This window comes from Advenella incenata (genome assembly GCF_004217095.1).
GTDB classification, from domain to species: Bacteria; Pseudomonadota; Gammaproteobacteria; order Burkholderiales; family Burkholderiaceae_B; genus Advenella; species Advenella incenata.
Genome location: NZ_SHKO01000001.1, coordinates 1,022,649 through 1,043,620, shown reverse-complemented (window position 1 = coordinate 1,043,620; position 20,972 = coordinate 1,022,649). Strand labels below are relative to the sequence as shown.

Here is a 20,972-nt window from a genome sequence, read left to right as displayed (position 1 = left end):
TATCGACGCCGACGAGCAGAGCAAAGTGATGGTATTCCAATACGACCTTGACGCCTCAAGAAACGAAATAGTGAAGCCAAAAGTCAAAAAGACGCCGATCTGTGTACCGTGTAGTTGGTTCGGTCTTATGGTTTCTATCGCCACCAAGGATGGGTCCGCGCTGGTGAATTAGATTCGTTGGATGACGAAACACTTGAATTTGAGCTACTGTTACCCGGCCCTATTGCGGGCCATTGATAAAAATTGCTTTATTTAATGTGGCACATCTTGTCTGTCACTGACAGAAGGTGCAGGGAGTTCAGATTAACGAGCATTACCAGCGCTTTGATCGGCACACTGTTTCTCAATCTCTAGATGGTCAATGTAGTTATCACCCCAAAGTTTCATTGCTTCAAGTACAGGAGCAAGTGTTAGTCCGAAGGGCGTGAGCGAATATTCCACACGCGGGGGCACTTCCGCAAAAATTTCCCTGGAGATAATGCCATCGGCTTCCAGTTCGCGAAGCTGCAATGTCAATGAACGTTGGGTTACGCCACCGATCAGCTTGCCGAGTTCGCCAAACCGCTTGGTACCACTCAGCAGGTAATAAATAATCAGCGCCTTCCATTTTCCACCCGCGACTTTCACGGTGGCCTCCACGGCGCATCGATACTGGGTTTTGGTTTCAGTTTTCATGGCTCAATAGTATACAAAATGTACCTACATATCAAATTTGTGCTTACTTGTTAAAAATATCGTTGCCTCATATTATGTGACTTGACCTGAAGGCCCACGCCTTCAACTACTGATCTTTTTACTGGAACGAAAACATGAGAGCAGCCTATTACAATCGGCAGGGACCTGCTGAAGAAGTATTGATCCTTGGGGAAGTTGCTATACCTGAGCCAGCACCGAATGAGGTGCGCGTGCGGATTCACGTCTCCGGAATCAATCCAAGCGATATCAAAGCCCGCACCGCGTTTTCGGCAGCGATGGCGTTTCCACAGATCATTCCACATCAAGATGGCTCTGGTGTGATCGAGGCCGTCGGTGATAAAGTTCCGGCGTCTCGGCTTGGCGAGCGGGTGTGGGTCTACGAGGCACAGTATGGTCGTGCTAGCGGGACAGCGGCCGAGCTCGTCGTCGTACCGTCGGAGCAGGCGATTCCTCTACCCGACAACGTTTCGTATGAAGTGGGTGCCGCTTTGGGCATTCCCGCATTGACAGCACACCGTTGTCTATTTGCCGATGGTGCGTTAAAAGGTCAACGCGTCCTGGTGCATGGCGGAGCTGGGGTCGTCGGAACGGCGGCAATACTGCTTGCAAAATGGGCAGGGGCGTGGGTCGCGACTACCGTCATGGATTCCAAACAGGCCATCGTTGCGAAAGCTAACGGCGCGGATCTGGTCATCGACAGGTCAGAAAAAAATATTGTTGAGACATTGAGTAAGGCTACGGACCGGCTGGGGATCAACCGAATTGTTGACGTTAATCTAAAAGCTAACCTTGACATCAATATGGCGTGCCTCGCACAAGGTGGTGTGATCAGCTCATATGCTACATCGAGCGCCACGGAAGAGCTGTCGATACCGCTGCTGCAAGCAATGGTACATGGCTGTGTATTTCGTTTTGTATATATTTATAACGTACCAGTAGAGGCCAAACGTTTGGCTATCGCAGACATCACCGCATGCCTGCACACCGGTCAGTATTTACCCCAGATCGCCATCAACCTACGCCTTGACCAGATCGCCGAAGCGCACGCATTGCTGGAGTCAGGCAAGGCTATGGGCAAAGTGCTGGTTCACACCGGTTCTAGTAGGTAATCAGCAATGATCCTGCTGTGGACACATCCGCGAACAAATCCGCGTTGATGCGGCCCGTGTGCTAGCTCGCGACAAGGGAACGACGACCAACAGGATCAGATATGTGGATTTGCAAACGCCCGCAATGAAAGCCCTTGAGTGTAAGCTTGCTCTGACGTGGTCGCAAAATGGCTATGTTTTTATCAATCCAAGGACCGGACAACGGTTCGCGGATTCGAGCCGACCGCAGCACAAGGCGTTGAGATGAGTAAATATTAGAGAGTGAGGCGCTAAGCAGACCTGGCACACGTACGCTACGCTGTACCTGCATGAATTCCACTTACGTCTGGAGGCAAATGGGCCAAGCTAGCGCCAAGATTAACGCCAGATATTGGCCAAGATGTTTTTTTGAGGTGTATTCAGGCTGGATTGACGGTGATGCCAATACCCGGAGAAGAGCCAAAATGGACGCTTATCTTGAAGCAATCCCCTCTTTAACCCACCACCTGGAGCTGCAAAGTGCAGAAGTGGCTTAACGAATAACCGCTAATAACCACTAAATATGCAATGGTGCCTCCGACAGGAATCGAACCTGTATCAAGAGCTTCGGAAACTCTTATTCTATCCATTGAACTACGGAGACATTCAACCAAGTCCGTTATTTTACCCTATTGTGCAGATTCCTGTAAGGCCCAGACGGTATACTTGCACAGTTAATTTCTGTTTAAAATAAGACACTTTCACCTGTTGCGGGGCGTATTGACGTACAAAACAGGGTGACAATCGTTATAATCCAACATTACTTATTATTTCACTTTCGGGGGAAAGGGCATGGTCCGGCAGTATGCGAGTCATTTGGCTTCTTTTTTTCCATTATTTAACATTGCAATGACCTGTAGGATGTATCTATGAGCGATCAAACAGAACACCACGAAGAACACGATGAACATGTAAGCCCGATTAAAACGCCCAAACAGCTGATTGTCGTCGTCGTACTCGCGTTCATACTCCCTGTACTGATTATTATCCTGCTGGTCAATGTAGTCAGCTCTTCAAGTAGTTCCGGCGCAGGTAGCGATTCTCTGACTGAAGAATCCATTGCCGCCCGCATCGCGCCCGTTGCCCAATACAACACCGCTCCGGTGATTGTTGCCGCTGCCGACGCCGGCCCGAAAAAACTCAAAACTGGCGAAGAAGTGTACAAAAGCCTCTGTATGGGCTGTCATGACACCGGCGTTGCCGGTGCACCTAAATTCGGCGACAAGGCTGTCTGGGCACCACGCCTGCAAGCCGGTCAGGCTGAAGTGGTCAAAATCGCCATTCATGGCCTGAACGGTATGCCACCGAAAGGCGGCGATCCAAGCCTGAGCGATCTTGAAGTGGAACGTGCCGTTGTGTACCTGGCCAACCACTCCGGTGGCTCGTTCAAGGAACCCGCCGCGCCTGAAGGCGAAGGCGCTGCTGCTCCTGCCGAAGGTGCCGCTCCTGCCGAAGGTGCTGCTCCTGCCGAAGGTGCTGCTCCTGCCGAAGGTGCTGCTCCTGCCGAAGGTGCTGCTCCTGCCGAAGGTGCTGCTTCTGCTGAAGGCGCTGCTCCCGCCGAAGGCGCTGCTCCTGCCAAAGACGCTGCTCCTGCTGAAGGCGCTGCTCCTGCTGAAGGTGCTGCTCCTGCTGAAGGTGCTGCTCCTGCAGCAGCTGCGGGTGCTGCAGCCGGTGCCGCAGCGGCGGCTCCGGCAAATGACAAACTTGCCGAAGGCGAAGCGCTGTACAAACAGATTTGTTTCGCCTGTCATGACGCTGGCGTTGCCGGCGCACCAAAACTGGGCGACAAAGCTGCCTGGGATGCCCGTATTGCAACTGGCATGGACAAACTTTATGACGCTGCTCTGCACGGTTTAAATGCCATGCCGCCCAAAGGCGGATCGTCAGCATCAGATGAGGTCGTCAAGGCTGCAGTTGATTACATGGTCAAATCAGTAAAGTAATCCGCGACATTTTCGATTGACGTTAAAAAGCCCACTTACATAAGTGGGCTTTTTGTTTTGGGTAAAGACTATTATTACCCGTGATGCTTATTGCTGGTTGGCGGTATGCCACTTGCTATTGGCAGGATGCAACGCATCCGGGGCCGCCCATCTTTTTCCCGTCAGCAAAATCACGCAAGGCCAGACAGCAGGCATACAGCGTGCCCGCGCCGTGCCGCTTACTTGCCCAGTAATGTCGCGATCTGTTCGTCGCTCCACCCTAATTCCTCTCGGAGGATATCCTCGGAATGCTGCCCCAGCATGGGCGGTGCACTGCGATACTGAATGGGCGTATCAGAAAAACGCATGGGACTGGCCGTCATGGGCGTGGTTCCCGCCGCAGGGTGCGGCAGTTCCAGTTTCATCTGGCGCGCGATCACTTGCGGATCTGCGTAAACCTGGTCAATCGTATTGATCGGTCCCGCCGGGATATTGCTGGCCTCCAGATCAGCCAGCCAGGTATCGCGCCTGCGGGTTTTCATCACCGACGCCAGCAATGGAATGAGCGAATCGCGATTGACTACCCGGCCGGCATTTTTCCGGTAGCGCTCATCTTCGACCAGTTCCGGCATATTGATCAGGCGACAGAACGAGGCAAACTGCGTGTCGTTGCCTACCGCCAGAATAAGGTGGCCGTCTTCAACTTCAAATACCTGATAAGGCACCAGATTCTGATGTGCATTACCGGCACGTTTGGGCACCTGACCAGAGGTCATGTAATTGAGATTCTGGTTGGCCAGCATTGCCACCTGGCAATCGAGCAGCGCCATGTCAATATATTGTCCCAGACCGCTGCTGTGGCGCTCATTTAACGCCGCCAGAATGGCAACGCTTGCATACATGCCTGTCATCAGGTCCGACACCGCCACGCCGGCCTTCTGTGGACCGCCACCTGGCAAATCGTCATGTTCTCCAGTAATGCTCATGAGACCACCCATGCCCTGAATAATATAGTCATAGCCCGGGCGGGTGGCGTACGGCCCCGTTTGTCCGAATCCGGTAATGGAACAGTAAATAAGTCGCGGATTGATCTGCTTGAGGCTGGCGTAGTCGAGCCCGTATTTTTTTAAACCACCCACTTTGTAGTTTTCCACGACAATATCGGCTTTGGCCGCCAGCGCCAGAACGACCTCTCGCCCCGCATCCGTAGTGAAATCGAGCGCCAATGAGCGTTTATTGCGGTTCGCGGAAAGGTAGTAGGCCGCCTCGCTGGTGTCCGCCCCGTGTTCATCTTTCAGGTATGGAGGCCCCCAACCACGCGTGTCATCGCCGCTGCCCGGGCGCTCCACCTTGATGACATCAGCGCCCAGGTCGGCCAGGTTCTGGGTACACCATGGACCCGCCAAAACGCGTGTCAAATCAAGTACCCTGATGTTCGCCAATGGCGCCATACGCTGTGTCATTTTCCTGCTTCTCCGTATTCAAATTTCAGATTATGCTGACGCCGCCGGCCAACATATGTCAAACGTGATAAATTTCCAGAATCGTCCACCAGCCCTGCACGGCGCAAGTTATATGATGAACGGGCAGACGAACCAGCGGCCCGGCTGCCTGGGGCTTACATTCTACCCTTTTTTCTGCAGCATCTCTTTGAGCCGGACCAGCCGTTCCTTGGGAGTCATGCCGCTGAACGGATCCACCACGGTTTTGACGCCGCTCTCAAGACCCATTTCACCGATAAACCGCGAGGGTTCACGAATCAGGTCTTCGCGGGCCTTGCGACGCTTCTTGCACCAGGTCAATGTCAGATGAAATTGCGCTCGGGTAATGCCCACATACATAAGACGACGCTCTTCCTGGATGCGCACTTCCAGCGCCTCAGCGTCCTTGTTCGCATCGCCATATTCGTCGTCTTTGCCAAAATGGGGTAGCAACCCTTCCTCCACGCCAACCATATGCACATAGGGATATTCCAGGCCTTTAGAGGCATGGATGGTCGTCAGCCGCACGGCATCGGGATCTTCATCGTCTTCGCTACGTTCCAGCATGGTGATCAGGGCAATATGCTGAACCAACTGCGCAAGCGTCAAGCCGTCTTCCTGTGCCTTGCGCTTGAGCCAATTGGTCAATTCAAGTACGTTTTGCCAGCGGGATTGTGCCGCACGCTCTTCCTGCGTGTCATATAAATAGCGCTCGTAATCGATGTATTTCATCAATTCGTCCAGCAGCTCGGTTGCGCCTTCGGCCGGTGTGGCCGCACCGCCATCTGTCCTGCCGCGTCCGGAACGCCATTGGATCTTTCGGATGAAATCAACAAAAACCTTCAGGGGCTCAAGCTGACGCGGTGCGATACGAGTGGCGGCCAGTTCATCATGAACGGCATCGAACAGCGAACAATTGAGCTGCGTGGCCGTGTCCCCAAGCGCTGTCAGGCTGGCTTGCCCCACACCACGCTTGGGCGTGGTAACCGCGCGAATGAATGCAGGATCGTCCTCTTCGTTGGCGACAATACGCAGGTACGCAATAATATCGCGGACCTCGGCCTTGTCGAAAAAGCTTTGCCCGCCGGCAATCACGTAGGGAATCCGCAGCTCGCGGAATGTCTGCTCGAACAGGCGGCCCTGATGGTTGCCACGATAGAGCACGGCATAGTCCTTCCAGCGGGCGTTGCGTTCGAAACGAGACGCCGAGATACGCATGCCCACCGATTCGGCCTCGGCCTCTTCATTGTCCATGACCACCACCTGAATGGGCTCACCCTGCCCCAGCGTAGACCAGAGTTTTTTACCAAACAGATTGGGATTGCGACTGATGACCTGGTTGGCCGCATCCAGCACGGTCGCGACCGAACGATAATTCTGCTCCAGCTTGATAATGCGCAGCGCCGGATAATCCTGGGGCAGCTTGGCCAGGTTTTCGATAGTGGCGCCGCGCCAGGCATAAATAGCCTGATCATCGTCACCTACCGCCGTAAACATGTCGCGCAGCCCGGTCAGGGATCGCACCCATTGGTATTGGCAGACGTTGGTGTCCTGGTATTCGTCCAGGAGCATATAGCGACAGCGCCGCTGCCAGCGCTCGCGCACCTCATCGTTGGTGCTCATCAGCGTGGCCGGCATGACAATCAGATCGTCGAAATCCACCGATTGATACGCGCGCAAGGTTGCATCGTAGCTGCGGTACACGCGAGCAGCGTCCATTTCGTCAGGGGTCTTGGCGATTTTTTCTGATTCATCTGGCGTAATCAGCGCGTTTTTCCATAGCGATATCTGCTGCTGCACGCTGCGCAACCGGCCCTTGTCGGTAGTTGCCAGCAACTCCTGAATTACGCCCAGCGCGTCAGTAGAGTCCAGGATGGAAAACCCGGGTTTCAACCCCGCCAGCACCGCCTCTTCCCGTAAAAAACGCACGCCCAGCGCATGAAATGTGCTGATCGTCAGGCCTTTAAGCCGTTTCTTTTCCACGCTTTGCTGAATACGTTCAGCCATTTCGCGCGCCGCCTTGTTGGTAAACGTCAGAGCTATGATACCGCGGGCATCGTAGCCGCATTCATTGATCAGATAGGCAATTTTCTGGGTGATAACACGGGTCTTGCCGCTGCCGGCGCCAGCCAGCACCAGGCATGGACCATTCAGGTACAGCACCGCCTCTCGCTGCGCGGGATTCATCGATTGCAGTGCATTGCTCATTAATTTATATTTCCAGTGGGTCTACTTCGATGAAATAACGCATGCGCTGCTTTTGTCCGATCGTTTGGACCTGTGGCAGCCACTGCTGCAGAAAACGCTGCAGTGCCGGCCTTGATACCGATTCGACCAGCAATTGTGCCCGCTCAACGTGGGCGACGCGCAGGATCCGCAAGGGGACAGGATCGTAGAGGCACACAGCCTCGGGCTCACCGTCACCAGAGAGGACCAAAGCAGCGCACTCCCGGATGTCCTTTAGAAAGGCCAGCGCCAATTGCACACTTTTGGCTTCGGCGGTGATCAGGGCCTGAAAGGTAAAGGGCGGCAGGCCCGTGTCCTGGCGCTCAGCCAGCAAGTCGTCGGCAAAGGCCGGGAAGTCGTTGTTAAGCAGTGTCTGATAGACAGTATGATCGGGATAGCCGGTTTGAATCAGCACCTGCCCCCCTTCCGTATGACGCCCTGCCCGACCGGCTACCTGCAGCAATTGGGCAAACAGACGCTCAGGGGCGCGGAAATCGGCGGAAAACAGCATGGAATCTGCATTGAGCACCGCAACCAGACCAAGGCGCTTGAAGTCATGCCCCTTTGCCACCATTTGCGTGCCTACCAGAATATCGATATTGCCGGTATGCACTTCATCAAATAACCGCAGGGCACTGCCCTTCAGGCGAGTGCTGTCGGCGTCGATGCGCTGGATTCGCGCTACGGGAAACGTTTCCTGCAGAAACTCTTCAACTCGCTGGGTGCCACGCCCCAGCGGCTGCAAATCCTGGTTACCGCAATCGGGGCAGATGGACGGGACACGACTGTGGAAACCACAGTGGTGACATTGCAACTGATAGCCGCTGCCAGGGGGGCGATGTAGTACCGTATGCACCGAACACCGCGGGCACTGGCTGACCCAGCCACAAGCGGCGCAATGCATGACAGGGGCGTAGCCCCGACGATTCAGAAACACCATGGACTGTTCGCCGCGTTCGAGTCGAGTGCGGATCGCTTCCAGCACGCTCGGTTCGAACCCCTGGTTAAGCTTGGCCTTCCGGGTATCCACAAGACGAATATCAGGGAGAAAGCGGGTTCGGGCGCGCTGCTCCAGGCTCAATCGGGTATAGCGGCCACTGAGCGCATGATGCCAGGTTTCCAGTGAAGGCGTAGCCGATCCCAGTATCAGCGGAATACCGGCATGATGTGCGCGCCAGACCGCCAGATCGCGCGCCGAATAGCGCAATCCCTCTTGCTGCTTGTATGAAGCATCGTGTTCCTCATCGACAATGATCAGACCAGGATTGTCCAGCGGCGCAAAAATGGCCATGCGCGTGCCCAGCAGCACCTTGAGTTTGCCGCGCTGGGCGTCTGCCCAGGCCTTCAGACGCTCGCCATCGGCCAGCCCGCTGTGAAATACGGCAATTTCCTCGGGGGCCACAATATCTGCAAAGCGGGCCCGCACAGCTGTCTCCAGCTGTGGGGTCAGATTAATTTCCGGCACCAGCATCAATATCTGCTGGCCCCGCTGCAAGAAAGTGAGCGCCGCGTGCAGATACACTTCTGTCTTGCCACTTCCGGTCACGCCATGCAGTAGATAGGCCGCATATCCGTCTGACTGGCATATTTGCTGCACGGCCTGCTGCTGCTGGGCATTCAATACGATCGGGGAGGCAACTGCCGGGGCGACTGCACTGCGTTTTTTGCGATCGGCCCGTGCCACCGGGCCGCCAGCGGACCGCTTGCCCAAATAAGCCGCCGGCTTTCTTAAGCCGTTAGGCAACACCGGGAGAATGACCTCACCCAACGAGCGCTGATAGTAACGCGATGCAAAATGGGCCAGGGCCAGCCAGGAAGCTGAAAAAGCAGGAAGATCGTCCAGGACCTGCTCCACATCGCGAATCTGATCAGGATCCAGCGCTGGCTCCGGCAGCAATTCGATGACCACGCCGATAAGCTGTCGTGAGCCGAAAGGCACAATGACGCGCTGTCCTATTTGCACCGGATGCTCGCATCGATAGTCGAATGCCTCCTGTCGGGGAATATCCAACACGATACGAACCCAGCTGACTTGCACGCTTAATTCCTGAAAAATGTGAGGACAGACGGCAGCAAAACCATCTGTTTGAGTATTACCTTTAAGTTACATATCCATGTCAACACTTAAAGTAGTTTCGCAGGTATCCGCGTTAAAGCATCTGCCCGAAACCACTTATTAAATAATTGACTTTGCCTGTGGATAACTTTGGGGAAAACTATATTACAAAAAAACTATTGAAATGAATTGAAGGATCAAATTTTTTTCATACCCGAAACTTCATAAACTAATTTCTTAAAATTCAATAACTTAAAACGCAAGCTCATTGTGTTACAACAGTTTGTCCAAAAACAACAGCTACTTGACATCTGTGCACAACTTGGCCTTAAGCGTGTTTGCTTGCGCTATAGCTGTGCACTTCATCGACCAGGAATGACACATTTTGGGGCGGTGTAAATTGTGAAATTCCGTGACCAAGATTGAATACATGCCCCCCATTTGTTACCGGACCGAAGTCGTCAATGACGCGCCGCACTTCCTGGCGAATGCCGTCTTCTGTTCCAAACAGCGCCATGGGATCGATATTTCCTTGCAATGCAACACGATCGCCTACCCGCTTGCGCGCCTGCTTCAGGTTGACCGTCCAGTCAAGCCCGACCGCATCGCAACCACTGCTAACGATGTCTTCCAGCCACAAGCCGCCGCCCTTGGTAAACGAAATGACCGGCACCGTAACGCCATCATGATTGCGTTCCAGCTGGCTGATTACCTTGGTGATGTATGCAAGCGAAAATTGCTGATATAGGCCATCGGCCAGGACACCGCCCCAACTGTCAAAAATCATGACGGCCTGCGCTCCCGCGCGGATTTGCTCATTCAGATACTGTGCAGTCGCCTGGGCGGTGACTTCCAGAATACGATGCAGCATCGCAGGCTGCGCATACATCATAGTTTTGATTTGGCGATAATCTGAGGAACCTCGCCCTTCTACCATATAACAGGTAACGGTCCACGGGCTGCCGGCAAAGCCGATCAGGGGTACGCGACCATTGAGCGACTGGCGGATCTGGCTGACAGCGTCGAACACATAGCGCAACTGATTCATATCAGGAATGGCAAGCTGCTCGACATCTTGCTGCGTGCGCAAGGGACGGGCAAATTGCGGACCTTCACCAGCCACAAAACCCAGCCCAAGACCCATGGCATCGGGCAACATGAGAATATCGGAAAACAGAATGGCCGCATCCAGGGGAAACCGATCCAGAGGCTGCAAAGTGACTTCTGTGGCGAAATCCGGATTTTTGGCCAGCCCCAGAAAAGACCCCGCCTTGGCGCGAGTCTCGTTATATTCAGTCAGGTATCGTCCAGCCTGACGCATCAACCATACAGGCGTATAGGGAACATGCTGGCGCTGCAGTGCGCGCAGGAAAACATCGTTCTGCAAAACCGGGAAAGCCATCGGGTACCTTTAATATCTATAAATCTATGATTTTCTTACCGGACAGATTGTATCGTACCTGGTGTAAGAATGGCCGCTGACCGTCGCCCGGCCGTCAAGCGGTTCGCGCTCAGGCACGACTGCTATTCAAAAATCATTGTCTCGAAACGGTTGCGCACTAATCTGGTGTTTGCGCATGAGCGCCCAGAACGCCCGGCGATGTTTATGGGAATTGCGGGCCGCCAGCGCGATGTTGCCCTTGCTACGCGCTAGTGCGTGCGTAAGATAAGTACGCTCAAACTGGGCAACCACCACTGACTTCAATTGCTGGAAGCCTTCGGGAAATTGTGCTATTTCCTGACAGCAGACCCGCGGGACGCTCAGGTGAGCCGGATGGACACCGGCCGGTTTGTTCCCCTGAGGCAGGGTACTGCCGATTCCCCGAAGAAGCGAAACGGGTGACAGGAAACGGCCAGCGCCCGGGCTGACCCCTACCGTTGTGGCAGCCGTCGCAAGACCGGCAGATCGCTCGAACGCCGGCACCAACGGTAAACCAGGTCTTTCAGCGGTCAGGGGCCGCGTGCCGGCTGGGGCGTAAGCGGGTGCTGAGGTCGGGACTGACGCATATTCGGCCGGGCGCGGAATCGCCGCGTCATGAACCGCATACTGCTGCGTATTGACGCTGTCGCCCAGCAGTGACGGAAAGCGGGACTGAAGATTACGTAGTTCGTGCAGGGCACGCAGCAGCCTGACGCGGATTTCCTCTGGCTCGCATGGCCATAAGGCAAAATCGACAACACCGAGTTCGAGCAGATCAATCAGGCCAATGGGGCGCAGCGACAACCCCAGTACAAAAATGGGACGATGCTGCTCTATACGGGTTTGCTGCAACAATAAACGCGTCCAGACCAGCGAGGCCGACGATACAGGCAGGCAGATAGCATCAAAATGACGCAGGGAGTACGTCATGTCCTGCAACAACGAAACCGATGGCAACGTGCCATCCCCCGCCCCGGGGGACGTTTCCACCAGACTGAAATGAAGACGACCGTTGTGCAAGCGATCGTATTTGAGCAGCGTTTCTGCGAGCGCTTCGCAGCCGGGAATACTGATAAGGGCGCAGTCCAGTCGTTCTTTCACCTTTAGGCCTTTTCCATGTAACAAAACGTACAGGATAAATGGGCTCTTTGTGAGCGGCAATTCGCATTTGTCACACTAGGGCAATTACTGTTAAGTTACTGTTTTTGCTGAAAAAACAACGGAATTGTTGCACTGCATGACATAAAGGCACACTACCCTTGCTTATTGCTAGGGTTAACCCTATAATGGTTTATACCTAGTTTTTACAGTCACTTTAAAGAGCCCAACACCATGAACCTGTCTATGAAAAACGCCCTCGCAATGAGCGATACCCCTGAACTTGCTTTCAGCGACTCCATGGAACGCGAATTGATCCATAAAGCAATCAACGAAGAACGTGCACTGAGCCTGACCGCTCTGGCCAAAGCCGTCGCTGCCTCTGTGGCCGCAGCCTGCATCATGATGTATGACATGATCAAGGAAACAGAAAAAGCGATTGATGACACCGATTCCGAAGGCGGATTCAGCTGGTAATAGCTGACCGTGCCTGCTGCGACACGCGGGTACACGAAATCGAAGTGTAGTAATGAATGTGGCGGACTTGATCGTACGCCAAACGGGTGATTGACTGACGGCTCATCTGCCTGCAATTGAACCCACAGCGGCCAGACAGTTGCTGTGATGCAGGTAGATGACACGCCGATTCGGTGACCTGGCAGTACAGATAAGGGCACAAACGCGACCCTAATCCATTGATTTACCCTTCTAAATATATTTCCCGTGGCATACTGCCTGCAACAGGCAAGCGATACCCCATCGCAATCGCTACCGCACTCCCCGTCTTTTAACGTCATTGTTCGCACAAAACACGGACATCGCATGGCTATTCTGTGCCAAATGTCATATTGTTGACGGCAACGCTGAGCACTCAGTCACAAAAATAAAAATGAGTGGCGCGTACACTTTTCTTCCGAAAGCGTTTGGCAGTCAGGCTCAACACAAAACCGTGCTCAATCCGATCCGTCTGCGTATATTGCGGTTGCGTTACTGGCAATTCGCTTTGTCACGCCTGGCAATAAGCATCCATTCCAGAAGAGCGATCTGACATTGACTAGATTCCCAATGAGCACTATGAGGCAATGATGCGGCAACATAATGAAAAACGGCAACAGGTGCCTATGCCCCTGCTGCCGTTTCTGTTATGTGCTGCCGCGAAATGCTTCGGCCTTCGCGCAGCACCTGTTGCTCAGTTATTCAATTGAAATATTGCCCTTGCGGATCACTTCACCCCAGGTCTTGGTTTCATCAGAGACGAATTTCGCAAACTCTTGGGGCGTATTCTTTTCTGCGATCGCGCCCAAACTGTCAAGCTGCTCGATCACTTCGGGCTTGGCCAGAATTTTCTCTACAGTTGCATTGATTTTATCGATGATAGGCTTGGGTGTACCTTTGGGAGCAACCAGGCCGAACCATGAAGACACGTTAAACTGAGGATAACCGGACTCCTTGAGCGTAGGCACGTCGGGAAATGCATCCGAACGCTTGTCTGTCGTCACGGCAAAGGCCTTGATTTTGCCTGCCTTGATTTGTGGTACGGCGGCCGGCATATTCTCGAAAACCACGTCGGTCTGACCACCGACCAGAGCCGTCATGGATGGGCCACTGCCGCTAAATGGAATGTGCAGCATGTCGATACCGGCCTGCTGTTTGAACAGTTCGCCTGCCAGGTGGATAGAGGTGCCTGCGCCAGAAGAACCATAATTGACCTTGCCAGGATTGGCCTTGGCATAGTCAACGAACTCTTTCAGGGAGTTATAGGGGGTATTTTTGCTGGCAACCAGAATATTGGGTACTTTGGCAACCAGAACGATGGGTTCGATATCCTTGTCAATATTGAACCGGGCGTTTTTGTACAGCGTCTGGTTGATTGTGGTGGTCACAGCCATCATCATGAGGCTGTAGCCGTCTGCTTTCCTGCGCAACAATTGGTCCGTTGCGATATTGCTGCCGGCGCCCAGTTTGTTCTCGACCACGAAGCTCTCGCCAAGTTCGTCGCCCAGGCCCTTGGCTACGATGCGGGCCAGCACGTCTGTTGTACCGCCGGCGGCGAAGCCGACCAGTACCGTCACCGGTTTTGAAGGATATGCTTCTTCCTGCGCAAACGCGGTATTTACAGCAGCCAGCAATCCCAAGCCAGCCGCGATCGAAAAAGCGCGCGGGAAAAAACCTTTCGGAGTCAAATTCATATTCAATATCGCCTATACTTTACAATGATAATGTTGTCTGTGATTGTGCGTGCGACACAAGCGACACGCTGATTTGGAATCATGGACAGCATTCCTTTCACAACTGAAATTATAGAACACTCATGCAAAACAATAGCCAGAGTCGTCCCGGTGGAGAAATTATCGTCGATCAACTCGTCCGTCAGGGCGTGGATCATGTCTTTTGTGTTCCAGGTGAAAGTTACCTGGCAGTTTTAGATGCTTTGCACGACGCCAGCATCAACGTCACGGTGTGCCGTCAGGAGGGTGGCGCGGCCATGATGGCAGAAGCCCACGGCAAACTTACGGGCCGTCCCGGCATCTGCATGGTGACCCGCGGCCCGGGCGCCTCCAACGCGCTGGCGGGCATTCACATCGCCAAACAGGATTCCACCCCACTGATCGTATTTGTCGGGCAGATCGAAACCGGTATGCGCGAGCGTGAAGCCTTTCAGGAAGTGGACTACCGCGCCGTTTTCGGTACGCAGACCAAATGGACAACGGAAATCGATGACGCTGCGCGCATTCCCGAACTGATCGCGCGCGCCTTTCATGTCGCTATGTCCGGTCGCCCGGGTCCGGTTGTGATCGCCCTGCCGGAAGACATGCTGGTCCAACTGGCCACGGTCGCCGATGCGCCACGTGTGGAACCCGTGGAATCGGCACCGACTCCCGAACAAATGGCACAACTGGCAACGTTGCTGGCCGGGGCAAAAAATCCGCTGGCGATTCTTGGTGGTTCACGCTGGACCGAAGACGCAGTCAACGAATTTGTGCACTTGGCCGAGAGGCAGCAGCTTCCCGTTGCCGTCCAGTTTCGCCGCCAGCATCTGTTCCCTTCTTCACATCCGAATTTCGTTGGTGATATCGGCCTTGGCAGCAATCCAAAACTGCTCAAGATGGCGCAGGAAGCCGACGTGATTTTGCTGGTAGGCGGCCGAATGTCGGAAATCGCCTCGCAAAGTTATACCTTGCTGGATATTCCCGTCCCCCGGCAGAAGCTGATTCATGTACATCCCGATAGCCAGGAACTAAATCGCGTGTATCAGGCAGCGCTGGCCATCAATAGCACCCCGCTGCAGTTTGTGCGGGCGGCCAGCGAACTGCCCGCCGCTGCGCAGGCCGTTCGCAAAACCGATGTGGATAACGCCCATGATGCCTATCTGGCCTGGAGCAACCCCGAGTCTGTAAGTACGCCGGGAGCACTGCAGATGGGCAAGGTCATGGCCTATCTTGAAACGCATCTGGAACCGGACGCCATTATGACAAATGGCGCAGGAAACTACGCGACCTGGCTGCATCGCTTCCATCGTTTTGACCACTTCAATACCCAACTGGCGCCGACGTCGGGCTCCATGGGCTACGGGGCGCCTGCTGCAGTGGGCGCCAAGCGCGTCATGCCACAGCGTCAGGTTGTCTGCTTTGCCGGCGACGGCTGCTTCCTGATGCACGGTCAGGAATTTGCCACGGCCGTGCAGTACGGGCTGAATATTATCGTGCTGATATTTGACAATGGTATGTATGGCACAATTCGCATGCACCAGGAGAAGCATTATCCTGGCCGGGTCAGCGCAACCAATCTGCAAAACCCCGATTTTGCAGCCTATGCCGTAGCCTTCGGTGGGCATGGGGAACGCGTAGAGAAAAACGAGGATTTCGGTCCCGCGTTTGAACGGGCCGTAGCCAGTGGCAAACCGGCTATCCTGCATTGCCTGATTGATCCACAAGCCATTACACCCACAGCCACGCTCGATCAGTTGCGCGCTGCTGCAGAAAAATCACAATCGAAGTAAATTTCCCGAAGATGCTGACGGTTTGGTGCATGCACCACCATCCCATCAGCATCCGGGCATCCTCTCTCCGCACAATCCCCCATCCGCTTACCTCTCAGCCATCCCCCTGAGCACCTCAGTCGCTCATCGGCAGGTTGACATCTGTGATAATTCCGAAAAAGGTCAAACGCCTCACCCAGCTCTGGTCAACAATATGTTGATAAATATTAAGTTGATTTTGCAAATAAAAATATATAGTGACTTTTGCTTTGAGACTGTCAGTACAAGCGCAATTAACAACCTCGCTTAAGGATCACGCATGAGTACACAAACGAGCACACCGTACCAGGGGAGCGACCGTCTCCTTTTCGGTATTATCATGGGGGTACTGGCCTTCTGGCTATTTGCCCAGACCACATTGAACATTTCACCGCTGATGGCGCGGGACCTGGGCGTGCAGCCGACGCTGATGAACATTGCCGTGTCCATCACCGCCCTGTTCTCGGGCATTTTCATCGTTGTCATGGGCGGACTGGCCGACCGCTTTGGCCGGGTCAGGGTTGTCCAATGGGGCTTCATATTCTCGATAGTGGGTTCACTACTGGTCGCACTGGCGCCTGCGGGCGCAATGGGATCCACCTTTCTGACACTAGGCCGTATCTGCCAGGGACTGTCCGGCGCCTTCATCATGCCGGCTTCCCTGGCGCTGGTAAAGGCGTATTGGGACGGCGCGGGCCGCCAGCGCGCCGTGTCCCTGTGGTCAATGGGATCATGGGGCGGTTCTGGCTTTGCCGCCCTGTTCGGCGGCCTTATGGCACAAAATCTGGGCTGGCGCTCGATCTTTTTTGCCGGTGCCGCCATTTCTGTCATCGGCATGCTGATGGTCCGAGGCACGCCGGAAAGCCGGGCGCAAGCCAAAACAGACTATAAGCTTGATCTGGGTGGCATCGTGACGTTCATGATTGCGATGGTCGCATTGCAAATTTTCGCCACCCAAGGTGCAAAATTCGGCTGGGGCAGCGCGCTATCTCTGAGTCTGTTAGCGCTGGCGGCTGTTTTCGGTATTATTTTCTTTCTTCTCGAACGCAACAATCCAAATGCGTTCGTCAATTTCGGACTGTTCCGAAATATGACCTACACCGGCGCCACCCTTTCGAATTTCCTGCTCAATGGCGTGGCTGGCATTCTGATCGTATCAATGACATTAATGCAGCTGGGCGGCAATATGGACGCCCAGCAGACCGGTCTGCTGACCATCGGCTATGCCATTTCGATTGTTCTGTTTATTCGGGTCGGAGAAAAACTGCTGCAGCGCTTCGGGCCGCGCAAGCCGATGGTCTGGGGCACGCTCATTGTGGGTGTATCCATCGTGCTTTTGATGTCGACCCATCTGTTGCTTGGCACCTATAAAATCCTGGCCATCATATCGTATACCCTGTTTGGCCTGGGTCTGGCCTTTTATGCCACGCCATCGACCGACGCAGCCTTGTCCAATCTACCCGCAGACCAGGCGGGCGCAGGATCAGGCATTTACAAAATGGCCTCATCGCTGGGTGCCTCTTTCGGCGTCGCCATATCAGCCGCCGTGTTTACAGCGCTCGCGGCGGACAACAGCGCGGTGGCCTGGATAGATGGCGTCATCTCCTATGTGGGACGACAGGATAATCTGGCGGTGCGCGAAGCCGGCTTTTTTGCGCTTGCCGTCAATCTGGTCATGGTATTGGCGGCCATCATCTCTATTGTGAGCACGGTACCCAAAACATACGCTCGCGATAAGCAGTAACCAGAAGGCCGCGCTGTACGTACATGACCAACGTACATGGCCAGCGGCCAGATACCAGAAACACTTGAAGGAAAAACACAATGAATGCGATTATCAAAGAACTTGATCAGACCAGTATGAAGCAATGGTTTGAGCATCTGCATGGCGCTCCCGAACTGTCGATGCAGGAAGAAAAGACCGCTGATTACATTGCAACCATTCTGAAGGAGCTGGGCTATGACGTCGAAACGGGTGTCGGCGAGCACGGGGTGGTTGGCTCTCTGACCGTGGGTGACGGCGAACATGCCATCGGCCTACGCGCCGATTTTGATGCCTTGCCGATCCAGGAAATCAATGCCCTGCCTTACAAGTCCCGAGTGCCGGGCGTGTCCCATCTCTGCGGGCATGATGCTCATGCAACCATGTTGCTGGGCGCAGCCAAATATCTGGCCCAAAAGAGAAGTTTCAATGGCACTGTCCGCATGATTTTCCAGCCAGGTGAGGAAACCATGCAAGGCGGGCCAGCCATGATCAAAGACGGGCTGTTCGAGCGCTTCCCCGTAGATGCTGTATTCGGCATGCACAATATGCCGGGGCTTGAGTCGGGCAAGCTTTACTTTACCCCTGGTCCCACCATGGCTGCCGTAGACAACTGGGAAATAGAAATTACGGGTAAAGGCGGGCACGGCTCCATGCCGGAACTCTCGATCGACCCTATCGTGGCAGGCTCCGCCTTGGTGATGGCGCTGCAAACCATTGTCTCACGCAATGTGAGCCCGGCCAGTCGCGCCGTTGTAACTGTGGGTGCCTTTCTGGCCGGCAACGCCGGCAACGTGATTGCCCATAGCGCCATCCTGCGGCTATCCATCCGAACCACCACGGCCGAAGATCGCGACATGGTGCTGAACAATATCCGCCGACTGGTGTCAACGCAGGCAGAAGCGTTTGGCTGCACATCTGAAATACGTACAGGCGTGCCAGGCGCGGTATTGATCAACGATCAGGCTGAAACCGAGAAAGCAGCCGCTATTGCTCGAAAGACGTTTGGTCCGGAAAATGTGGTCTATCCCGGCCCGACGTATCTGGGGTCAGAGGATTTTGCGTTCATGTTGCAGAAGAAAAAGGGAACCTACTGTTTTCTTGGCAACGGCGATACAAAAATGGTCCACCACCCAGAATATGTCTTCAATCAGGATAATCTGCTGACTGGTGCTGCCTACTGGGTGGCGTTAACGGAAAACTACTTACGCTAAGATGGCCCCGATAAACCTGGGGATAAAAAGCAAAAGACGCCGCGAGGGCGTCTTTTGCTTTTACTGACAGTACCGCAGCAACAATGAAGAATCAGTGACGATTTTTCATGTTGGCCAATCGGCGAGCAGCAGCAACCTGCGCTGCCAGCATGGCCAATTCAGCTTCGACAGCGGCAATATCCTGCTTGTCGTGTGCGTTCTCGAGTGCTTCCAGCGCCTGCTGGCGAGCCTTCTCGGCCTTGGCTTCGTCCAGATCTGCCGCACGGATTGCCGTGTCGGACAGGACTGTAACGCCAAATGGTTGCACTTCAAGAATACCACCGGCTACAAACACCAGCTCTTCTGTTCCGTCTTCACGTACGATTTTCAACGTACCAGGACGGACCTTGGAAATCAGCGGCGTGTGGCCGGGCAGAACGCCCAGTTCACCGCTTTCACCTGGCAAAGACACAAACTTGGCTTCGCCCGAGAAGATGGATGCTTCAGCACTGACAACATCTACTTTGAGTAAAGTAGCCATAGCTATTCCTTATTTTAAGCTTTTCGCTTTTTCAAAGGCTTCATCGATGGTACCGACCATGTAGAAAGCCTGTTCAGGCAGCGCATCGCATTCACCGTCAACAATCATCTTGAAGCCGCGAATGGTTTCAGCCAGCGGTACATACTTACCAGGAGAACCGGTAAATACCTCGGCAACGTGGAACGGCTGAGACAGGAAACGCTGGATTTTACGTGCACGGGCAACAGCCTGCTTGTCTTCAGGAGACAGCTCGTCCATACCCAGAATCGCGATAATGTCACGCAATTCCTTGTAGCGTTGCAGGGTCTGCTGAACACCGCGCGCCACTGCGTAGTGCTCTTCGCCAACCACTTGAGGATCCAGCTGACGGCTGGTGGAATCGAGCGGATCAACCGCTGGGTAAATACCCAGAGAAGCGATGTCACGCGACAGCACGACCGTAGAGTCCAAATGCTGGAAGGTTGTGGCAGGAGACGGGTCGGTCAAGTCATCGGCAGGAACGTAAACGGCCTGGATCGATGTAATGGAACCTGTTTTGGTAGAGGTAATACGTTCTTGCAGTACACCCATTTCCTCGGCCAGTGTTGGCTGATAGCCCACAGCAGAAGGCATACGACCCAGCAGCGCAGATACTTCCGTTCCGGCCAGGGTGTAACGATAGATGTTATCAACGAAGAACAGAATGTCACGGCCTTCGTCACGGAATTTTTCGGCCATTGTCAGACCGGTCAAAGCCACGCGCAGACGGTTGCCTGGAGGTTCGTTCATCTGACCGAACACCATGGCTACTTTATCCAGAACGTTGGACTCTTCCATTTCGTGATAGAAGTCGTTACCTTCACGAGTACGCTCACCCACGCCGGCAAACACGGACAAACCGGAGTGCTGTTTAGCGATGTTATTGATGAGTTCCATCATGTTAACGGTTTTGCCCACACCGGCACCACCGAACAGACCCACTTTACCACCTTTGGCAAACGGGCAGACCAGGTCAATCACCTTGATGCCGGTTTCCAGCAGCTCGACCGAAGGAGACAGCTCGTCAAACTTCGGTGCAGGCTGGTGAATGGCACGTCTTTCCTCGGTAGCAATAGGACCGGCTTCGTCGATAGGACGGCCCAGTACATCCATGATGCGGCCTAGCGTGGCTTCACCGACAGGAACGGAAATAGCAGCGTTGGTACGGCCAACGGCCATGCCGCGACGCAGACCGTCACTGGAGCCCATTGCAATCGTACGCACAACACCGTCGCCCAGCTGCTGCTGAACTTCCAATGTCAAACCTTTCTCGGCGAATTTTGATTCATTGTCCGCCAGGACAAGGGCTTCATAAACTTTTGGCATGTTGTCGCGTGGGAACTGAATATCCACGACGGCGCCGATGCACTGAACGATGGTACCGTTACTCATGTCGATTCCTTACTTAATAACG

At 54.2% G+C, this 20,972-nt stretch carries 15 protein-coding genes and 1 tRNA gene; 6 read left to right on the top strand and 10 right to left on the bottom strand.

The window, feature by feature from the left end; genetic code table 11:
• Positions 1 to 303: 303 nt before the first annotated feature.
• The gene (locus EV681_RS04715; protein WP_128395612.1) at positions 304 to 675 is read right to left on the bottom strand and encodes a winged helix-turn-helix transcriptional regulator; all 372 of its coding nucleotides are present in this window, start codon (positions 673 to 675) and stop codon (positions 304 to 306) included.
• 134 nt (positions 676 to 809) lie between these two features.
• On the opposite strand from EV681_RS04715, the gene EV681_RS04710 reads away from it, so the two are divergent.
• Positions 810 to 1,805: an NADPH:quinone reductase gene (locus tag EV681_RS04710; protein WP_130303398.1), complete on the top strand. Its 996-nt coding sequence runs from the start codon at positions 810 to 812 to the stop codon at positions 1,803 to 1,805.
• Positions 1,806 to 2,352: 547 nt separating this feature from the next.
• Here the strand turns inward: EV681_RS04710 and EV681_RS04705 are convergent.
• Positions 2,353 to 2,427: transfer RNA gene (locus EV681_RS04705), tRNA-Arg, on the bottom strand.
• A 265-nt stretch (positions 2,428 to 2,692) separates the two neighbouring features.
• On the opposite strand from EV681_RS04705, the gene EV681_RS04700 reads away from it, so the two are divergent.
• Positions 2,693 to 3,766 (top strand): c-type cytochrome, encoded by a 1,074-nt coding sequence (locus EV681_RS04700; protein ID WP_130303397.1) that lies wholly within the window; start codon positions 2,693 to 2,695, stop codon positions 3,764 to 3,766.
• Positions 3,767 to 3,984: 218 nt separating this feature from the next.
• On the opposite strand, the gene EV681_RS04695 is transcribed toward EV681_RS04700, so the two are convergent.
• From EV681_RS04695 to EV681_RS04675, 5 genes are all read right to left on the bottom strand, one after another.
• Positions 3,985 to 5,208, bottom strand: coding sequence for a CaiB/BaiF CoA transferase family protein (locus EV681_RS04695; protein ID WP_130303396.1), 1,224 nt, complete (start codon positions 5,206 to 5,208; stop codon positions 3,985 to 3,987).
• A 162-nt stretch (positions 5,209 to 5,370) separates the two neighbouring features.
• Positions 5,371 to 7,434, bottom strand: a complete 2,064-nt coding sequence (locus EV681_RS04690) for a UvrD-helicase domain-containing protein (RefSeq protein ID WP_242612138.1) — start codon at positions 7,432 to 7,434, stop codon at positions 5,371 to 5,373.
• A gap of 4 nt (positions 7,435 to 7,438) precedes the next feature.
• On the bottom strand, positions 7,439 to 9,490 hold the full coding sequence (locus EV681_RS04685) for a primosomal protein N' (RefSeq protein WP_130303395.1): 2,052 nt from the start codon (positions 9,488 to 9,490) through the stop codon (positions 7,439 to 7,441).
• Between the two features lie 346 nt (positions 9,491 to 9,836).
• Positions 9,837 to 10,910, bottom strand: coding sequence for a uroporphyrinogen decarboxylase (hemE, locus tag EV681_RS04680; protein ID WP_128395607.1), 1,074 nt, complete (start codon positions 10,908 to 10,910; stop codon positions 9,837 to 9,839).
• 126 nt (positions 10,911 to 11,036) lie between these two features.
• The gene (locus EV681_RS04675) at positions 11,037 to 12,029 is read right to left on the bottom strand and encodes a response regulator (protein ID WP_242612137.1); all 993 of its coding nucleotides are present in this window, start codon (positions 12,027 to 12,029) and stop codon (positions 11,037 to 11,039) included.
• 243 nt (positions 12,030 to 12,272) lie between these two features.
• Between EV681_RS04675 and EV681_RS04670 the strand changes: the two genes are divergently transcribed.
• Positions 12,273 to 12,503 carry a hypothetical protein gene (locus EV681_RS04670; RefSeq protein ID WP_128395606.1) on the top strand — a complete coding sequence of 77 codons (231 nt, stop codon included), beginning with the start codon at positions 12,273 to 12,275 and terminating at the stop codon, positions 12,501 to 12,503.
• Positions 12,504 to 13,219: 716 nt separating this feature from the next.
• Here EV681_RS04670 and EV681_RS04665 read toward each other — a convergent pair.
• On the bottom strand, positions 13,220 to 14,215 hold the full coding sequence (locus EV681_RS04665; protein ID WP_130303394.1) for a Bug family tripartite tricarboxylate transporter substrate binding protein: 996 nt from the start codon (positions 14,213 to 14,215) through the stop codon (positions 13,220 to 13,222).
• A 122-nt stretch (positions 14,216 to 14,337) separates the two neighbouring features.
• Here EV681_RS04665 and EV681_RS04660 point away from each other — a divergent pair, with 122 nt between their 5' ends.
• From EV681_RS04660 to EV681_RS04650, 3 genes are all read left to right on the top strand, one after another.
• Complete coding sequence (locus EV681_RS04660; protein WP_130303393.1) at positions 14,338 to 16,026, top strand: thiamine pyrophosphate-binding protein; 1,689 nt, start codon at positions 14,338 to 14,340, stop codon at positions 16,024 to 16,026.
• Between the two features lie 298 nt (positions 16,027 to 16,324).
• A complete protein-coding gene (locus EV681_RS04655; RefSeq protein WP_130303392.1) occupies positions 16,325 to 17,788 on the top strand; it encodes an MFS transporter in 1,464 nt (487 codons plus the stop codon).
• Between the two features lie 80 nt (positions 17,789 to 17,868).
• The gene (locus EV681_RS04650; protein WP_130303391.1) at positions 17,869 to 19,020 is read left to right on the top strand and encodes a M20 aminoacylase family protein; all 1,152 of its coding nucleotides are present in this window, start codon (positions 17,869 to 17,871) and stop codon (positions 19,018 to 19,020) included.
• A gap of 91 nt (positions 19,021 to 19,111) precedes the next feature.
• On the opposite strand, the gene EV681_RS04645 is transcribed toward EV681_RS04650, so the two are convergent.
• A complete protein-coding gene (locus EV681_RS04645) occupies positions 19,112 to 19,540 on the bottom strand; it encodes a F0F1 ATP synthase subunit epsilon (RefSeq protein ID WP_014749581.1) in 429 nt (142 codons plus the stop codon).
• Between the two features lie 9 nt (positions 19,541 to 19,549).
• Positions 19,550 to 20,950, bottom strand: coding sequence for a F0F1 ATP synthase subunit beta (gene atpD / locus EV681_RS04640; RefSeq protein WP_128395601.1), 1,401 nt, complete (start codon positions 20,948 to 20,950; stop codon positions 19,550 to 19,552).
• Between the last annotated feature and the right edge of the window lie 22 nt (positions 20,951 to 20,972).